The 6,258-nt window shown below is 40.4% G+C and carries 8 protein-coding genes; 2 read left to right on the top strand and 6 right to left on the bottom strand.

Annotated features, from left to right (window positions below; genetic code table 11):
• Positions 1 to 268: 268 nt before the first annotated feature.
• From CYK47_RS09385 to CYK47_RS09375, 3 genes are read right to left on the bottom strand one after another with little or no spacing between them, the layout of a single operon-like run.
• A complete protein-coding gene (locus tag CYK47_RS09385; protein ID WP_122901105.1) occupies positions 269 to 1,342 on the bottom strand; it encodes a DUF6670 family protein in 1,074 nt (357 codons plus the stop codon).
• A gap of 18 nt (positions 1,343 to 1,360) precedes the next feature.
• Positions 1,361 to 2,185 carry a CDP-diacylglycerol--serine O-phosphatidyltransferase gene (gene pssA / locus CYK47_RS09380; RefSeq protein ID WP_122901103.1) on the bottom strand — a complete coding sequence of 275 codons (825 nt, stop codon included), beginning with the start codon at positions 2,183 to 2,185 and terminating at the stop codon, positions 1,361 to 1,363.
• 54 nt (positions 2,186 to 2,239) lie between these two features.
• Positions 2,240 to 3,097 (bottom strand): 23S rRNA (adenine(2030)-N(6))-methyltransferase RlmJ, encoded by an 858-nt coding sequence (locus CYK47_RS09375; RefSeq protein ID WP_122901101.1) that lies wholly within the window; start codon positions 3,095 to 3,097, stop codon positions 2,240 to 2,242.
• A 115-nt stretch (positions 3,098 to 3,212) separates the two neighbouring features.
• On the opposite strand from CYK47_RS09375, the gene CYK47_RS09370 reads away from it, so the two are divergent.
• Together CYK47_RS09370 and CYK47_RS09365 are read left to right on the top strand one after the other, a co-directional pair.
• Positions 3,213 to 3,815 carry a 2OG-Fe(II) oxygenase gene (locus CYK47_RS09370; protein ID WP_122901099.1) on the top strand — a complete coding sequence of 201 codons (603 nt, stop codon included), beginning with the start codon at positions 3,213 to 3,215 and terminating at the stop codon, positions 3,813 to 3,815.
• Between the two features lie 66 nt (positions 3,816 to 3,881).
• Positions 3,882 to 4,409, top strand: coding sequence for a hypothetical protein (locus tag CYK47_RS09365; protein ID WP_122901097.1), 528 nt, complete (start codon positions 3,882 to 3,884; stop codon positions 4,407 to 4,409).
• 64 nt (positions 4,410 to 4,473) lie between these two features.
• Here the strand turns inward: CYK47_RS09365 and CYK47_RS09360 are convergent, their stop codons facing one another.
• The 3 genes from CYK47_RS09360 to CYK47_RS09350 form a co-directional block, all read right to left on the bottom strand.
• Positions 4,474 to 4,725: a DUF2789 family protein gene (locus CYK47_RS09360; RefSeq protein ID WP_122901095.1), complete on the bottom strand. Its 252-nt coding sequence runs from the start codon at positions 4,723 to 4,725 to the stop codon at positions 4,474 to 4,476.
• A gap of 119 nt (positions 4,726 to 4,844) precedes the next feature.
• Positions 4,845 to 5,093, bottom strand: coding sequence for a DUF2789 family protein (locus CYK47_RS09355; RefSeq protein ID WP_122901093.1), 249 nt, complete (start codon positions 5,091 to 5,093; stop codon positions 4,845 to 4,847).
• Between the two features lie 149 nt (positions 5,094 to 5,242).
• Positions 5,243 to 6,229, bottom strand: coding sequence for a malate dehydrogenase (locus tag CYK47_RS09350; RefSeq protein ID WP_122901091.1), 987 nt, complete (start codon positions 6,227 to 6,229; stop codon positions 5,243 to 5,245).
• Positions 6,230 to 6,258: the final 29 nt, after the last annotated feature.

Genomic DNA, 6,258 nt, shown 5'->3' with positions numbered 1-6,258 from the left:
CAATTACTGACAAAAAATTTGCTCAAATAAACTTCGAGAAATTCTTACCAATTATCAATGAAAATATATTCGATTGATCAACCAGTAAAAATCCACACAAGTTGTTCTTCATAATCTCTTAATGATTTTCTTACTTCTTCGTCAGAAGTAAGACGGTTAGCAAATCTCGTTCGCTACCGATGGATGAGCATTATAGAGAGATTTAAAGAGCTTGCAAGTACTTTCAGTTAAAAAGATAATTTTAAGTTGTTAGTTGTGCATTAAATAATCAATTATCTTTCTTAGCGATGATCACCGTAGGATTGTAAGCCAAATTGCACTGTGTATGCTCTTGTTTTAGCTCTTGGTATTTAAGGCTGCGGCAATCTACATATTCACAATAACCATGTTCACCTACAAATTTTTCTCCATTGATCAGCACTTGATAGCAAAAGCTGCCCACAAAACCCGCAGCTAAACCAAATTTAAAATCACCACGGCTTTGTGTACATATTTCTATATGCATATCAGACTGTTGTAATGACCACCCCCAGACCCTAGGCAAATACATTGCTTGATCATTCGGGGTTTTAACGACAGGGTAGACACGTTGGATATATAAAGAGAGGTTTTTATCGTAAATTTGCACTTGCTGAGTAGCGATATCTTTTAAATATAAACGTGAATATAAAATCGAATTAAACTGATCACGTAACTGCATCACAATGAGCTGCTGCGTATTACTCAGCGGAATCAATTGATAAACATAAAAAGCCAAAGGTAATAAACTAAAATCAATACTGCGTCCGTGCTCCAACACCCCTAGCTGATCGATTTGGTAGCTTTGATCTTTATAGGTCAGTGTTCCCTGACATTGACACGGCAATGACCAATATTGTCCTAATGACCAACGTAACTGACAAAAATAGCTGACCAAATCTAAGCTATGAATATTTAAGTCAAAACTCAGTTCATCGTCATCTCTTTGCAATTTTAATTGCGGTAATTGACCTGTGAGCCGTTCACGCTTCGCAAATTGAAATTGCTGCGGGCTAAATACGCAGTCTTGCCGAATATCATAAGCATGAAAATGCCCTACACTGTGCATACTACTACTGGCAAGCACAGTCGCGACCTGTAAAGGTTTCTCAATGTGTAGATGGGGTTGCTGAAAAATCGGAGCGCGAGGCTGACCAATTAAACTATAGAAATTTAAATAATGCAGCGGTGCAGGAAGATTGGGAATTTTAACCGCTTGATGAATGATTTTATAACGCCCTTGTTGGGCATGCAGCATCGTTGGCTGAGGTGGAGCCTGATGGAATTGTTTAGAACGATCGAGTAAATCCTGAAACAACTGCATATCAAGCTCCTCATCTTGTTATGCGGGGTGATTCTTTCTCGCCATAAATGTGGTCACAAAACCCGATAATGCATAAATGACCGAGATCACCAAAATACCCACGGGGATGTTATACGTTACCGCAGCAAGGATAAACACTGCAAGCGGTAGCACTGCAAATGGCACACGCTTACGATCCACAGTTTTAAATGAATAATATTTGATATTAGAAATCATCAATAAACCAGCTACAACTATAGCAACAGCATTGACAATTTGTATCCCGATATCACTTAAGTCAAAGATTGCTGGGGTATCTAAACCAACCCAAACCAAAGTGACCATCATAATGGCCGCTAAAGGACTGGCTACACCAATAAAGTAGCGTTTATCGACTACCCCAATTTGCACGTTAAAACGTGCTAAACGAAACGCTGCACAAGCGGTATATACAAAACATGCTGCCAAACCTAAACGACCTAAGTCATTTAAACTCCAGCTATACATTAAAATGGCTGGCGCAACACCAAAAGCCAATAAATCAGACAATGAATCAAATTGTTCACCAAAGGCACTTTGTGCGCCAATGGCACGGGCAACACGACCATCTAAACCATCCAGCAATGCCGCCACAAAAATAGCATAAATCGCTTGTTGGAATTCACCATTCATACTGGCAATAATAGAATAAAAGCCTGATAACAACGCTGCGGTTGTTATCAGATTTGGCCACAGATAGATGCCACGACGTTTAACCTTGCGCCCTTCTTGAGTTTGTTCTTCTTCCACCACTTCAAAGGTAATTCCATCATGATCGTGATCTTGAGAACTATATTCTCCCTCAGGCTTCGATTGATTGGTCATTATTTTCTATCCTAACTGTAACCATTTTTCTCTAACTAAATCTCAGGTGAGTGCTTATTCGCCCACTAACCAACGTACCGCAGCATGACCACCATTTTCGTTCATACGTAAATGTGGGAATAACCATTGTAAGGCTTCATCTGCATCTTCAGAGAATTTCCAAGGTGGGTTAATCACCAACAAACCACAGCCATTTAAGCCCACTGGCGTATCATCTGGCCAAACACACACTTCACACACCAATTGACGACGAATACCTGTTTTAAACATTTTCTTTTCAAAACGTTCAATCATGGCGCGATCTTTAATTGGATACCAAATGGCAAACACGCCTGTCGGCCATTTTTTGTAAGCTGCAACAATCAGCTCTACCAATTGCGGAAAATCCTTACGTTCTAATTCGTAAGGTGGATCAATCATCACTAAACCACGTTTTTCTTTGGGTGGAATCACACCCAATAAACCTTCGTAGGCATCACGCTCATGTAAACCTGCGCGTTTGTCACGAATATTCATATACAACTGTTGGAATACATCACGTTGCATTTCAAAAATTGTGGCTTTATCTGTTTCGCGCATGCCCTCTAAGGCAAACCACGGCGAACCTGGGTAAGCACCTTTACCAGAACCTTCACGCATTTTTTCAACAATATCTAAATACTGTTTTACACCTTCAGGTGCATTACGTTTAATCGAGTCATCAAGCTTTACTAAACGGTGAATACCATTTAAAAACTCACCTGATTTTTGTGCCGCTGAGGTTGATAAATCATATTTACCCGCACCACCATGTGTATCGATATAGCGATATGGCTTATCTTTTTGATTGAGGCGAGTCAAAATCTGAAGCAATAAAACGTGCTTCATGACATCGGCAAAGTTGCCTGCATGGAAATGGTGTCGGTAATTCATGTTTCATTCATTCCTAAGATCAACACGTATTTTAGCATGAAAAAGTGTTTCTTTCCGAGCCGATTATTGCTCTAGAATAGCTGACCTTTTTTCATCATGTATAGCGAGTTTGTATATGGACGCAGCCGCAATCCTACTGAATTGGAACATTGAGCAAATCCTTGATGATTTAGATCAACACGGTTTTAGTATTATTGATCAAGCCTATACACAAGATTATCAACAGGCTGTGGTACAAGAATGCTTACTACATCTAGATGAATTTCGGCAGGCTGCCATTCAAAATGGTGTGGTAAGCAATATTCGTAGCGATCATATTTTATGGCTAAAACCAGAATTTTCCGTTTCTCATCAACACACGCAAACCCTAGGACAACTTTCCGAGGCACTTAACCGTGCCTTCTATTTAGGGATTAATGATATAGAAGCACATTTTGCCTGTTATAACGCAGGTGAGTTTTATGCGCTGCACCGCGACAATCCCCAAGGTAAAAATGGTCGTATGATTTCAAGTGTGTTTTATTTACATGAAACTTGGCAAGATGACTGGGGCGGTGAGTTACGCTTACAAGACAAACACGGTGCATGGCACATTATCGCACCAAAACCTAACCGCATTGCCCTGTTTCAAAGTGACTTATTGCATGAAGTTTTGCAATCTAAGCAACAACGTCTCTCGATTACTGCTTGGTTACGCTGTGACAACTCCATTTTTTAAGCCTTTAAATTTGTAAAATTAGCCTCATAATAGGCTGCATACAGTAGCAAATTGAGGATAAAACCAATGCGTATGACCACCAAACAAATTATTCAACGTATTGGTGAAACAGATCAATTGTTTTTACAAGGCAATACCCCTGAACTGGCCTTAGAACGTGGTGACCTACGTTTGCAGCTGGTGACTTTAAGTCGCGTACGTCAAGAACAACGTCATTTCTTACAAGAAGCGATTGTATTGCTTGAGCAAGGACGGATTGAGTTTGAAGAAATGCAGATGAATTTGTATATCAAACTGTCTTTACATTTAGCCAAAGCCTATATGTTGTTTTTTGAGATCACGCGTGAAAAACACTATGCGTTAATCACTCAGCAAATTATGAAGGCTTTAACCAATACCGAACATGCTGATGTATTGTTTTTCTTAGCTTATGCTTCGGCTGCCAAAGAAGAACCTGCCATGACACGTCATTGGTTAAACAAATATAGTCAGCATCCAGACTTTGATTTTGACTTAATGCAACAGCACCCATGTTTTGATAGCTATCGTCAACAGGATTGGTTTCAGCAACTCTTAAAAGCCAAAATGCATTAATTGGATTGCTGTTGCTTTTGATCGTCAATCATTGCAAAGAAAACGCCTCAATTGAGGCGTTTTTTTATGCAGTTTGTAGACGATAGGCATCCATATGCAATTGCTGATTGAGTTCATCTACCCAAATCGCCCAATCATCATCTTGCACGAGGTGACTAATGAGAAGCGAGCGCTGTGCTTTATTCCAAAAATGCGCATCGTGTAAAGACACATCGGCTGGCAACTGATGGGTTCGCACATAAAGTTCGATGGCTGCTGGGCTATTGGCCAGCCCAAGTTGCGAAAATAACAGCTCTAAAGATGGTTTGTGTTGCATAATTAGCGCCTCTTATCAATTTATTTGTCATTTATTATGCATATAACTTATAAGAAAAGCCCAAAAAAACCTAGCCATATTGGCTAGGTTTGTTGTTTCAATTTGTATAGGTATGCATGCTAGACCTGCTCACCATCATTTTGGTGTAATAAGGCGTTCAGTTCATCTACTACAATCGCCCAATCGTCATCTTTTTTCCAGTGACTAATAATAAAGTCATGTTGTGATTGGCTCCAAAACGGTGCTTTATGCAATGGCATATTTTGATCCAGTTGATGATCGGCAATAAAGGTCTCAATCGCAGCTTCACTACTGTCTAAGCCCAGTTGTTCAAACAGTAATTCTAAAGTTGGGTGTCCATCAAACATGTTCTTATCCTATAAGATGAGTATTTGTTTCTACACTAACGGGCTTTAGGAAAATGGTCAGCTACAACACGTTTGCAGGGTGTTATTTTTTGTACATAAAAAAAGCACCCCAAACGGAGTGCTTTTTTCTAACTTAGTTTAAAACTAAATTATTTCACCATGTCAGCAATTGCTGCACGTTCTTCTTCTAACTCGTTAAGCGTGAAGTTGATACGCTCACGGCTGAATTCGTCGATTTCAAGACCTTGAACAATCTTGTATTCGCCATTTTCGCAAGTTACAGGGAAACCGAACATTACGCCTTCAGGAATACCATAAGAACCGTCAGAAGGGATACCCATAGTTACCCATTCGCCGTTTGTGCCAAGCGCCCAATCACGCATATGGTCGATTGCAGCGTTTGCAGCAGACGCAGCAGAAGACAAACCACGCGCTTCGATGATCGCAGCACCACGTTTACCAACAGTTGGAAGGAACACATCTTTGTTCCATTCAGCATCGTTGATTTTGTCTTTTAAGCTTTCGCCGTTTACAGTTGCAAAACGGTAGTCAGCATACATTGTTGGAGAGTGGTTACCCCAAACTGTCATTGTTTTAATGTCAGATACAGCAACGTTTGCTTTTTGAGCAAGTTGAGTTAACGCACGGTTGTGGTCAAGACGTAACATTGCTGTGAAGTTTTTAGCAGGAAGATCTGGAGCAGATTTCATTGCGATGTAAGCATTCGTGTTCGCAGGGTTACCTACAACAAGAACTTTAACGTCACGGCTTGCAACTTCGTTCAGCGCTTGACCTTGACCGATGAAGATTTCACCGTTTACTTTAAGAAGGTCAGCACGTTCCATACCAGGACCACGAGGACGTGAACCAACTAATAACGCGTAGTCAGCATCTTTAAATGCAACTTTAGGATCATCAGTACCGATCATGCCAGCCAATAATGGGAAAGCACAGTCGTCAAGTTCCATCATTACGCCTTTAAGCGCAGCTTGAGCTTTCTCAAAAGGAACTTCTAATAATTGAAGGATAACTGGTTGGTCTTTACCCAACATTTCACCGCTAGCGATACGGAATAATAAGCTGTAACCGATTTGACCAGCAGCGCCAGTAACGGCAACGCGAACAGGTTGCTTCATGTAATTATCTCCAATTGAGGATCGTCATA

Source organism: Acinetobacter sp. B51(2017) (assembly GCF_003711395.1).
In the GTDB taxonomy this organism is placed as follows: Bacteria; Pseudomonadota; Gammaproteobacteria; order Pseudomonadales; family Moraxellaceae; genus Acinetobacter.
The sequence above is the reverse complement of the archived record's forward strand: the minus strand, read 5'-3'. Positions and strand labels throughout refer to the sequence as shown.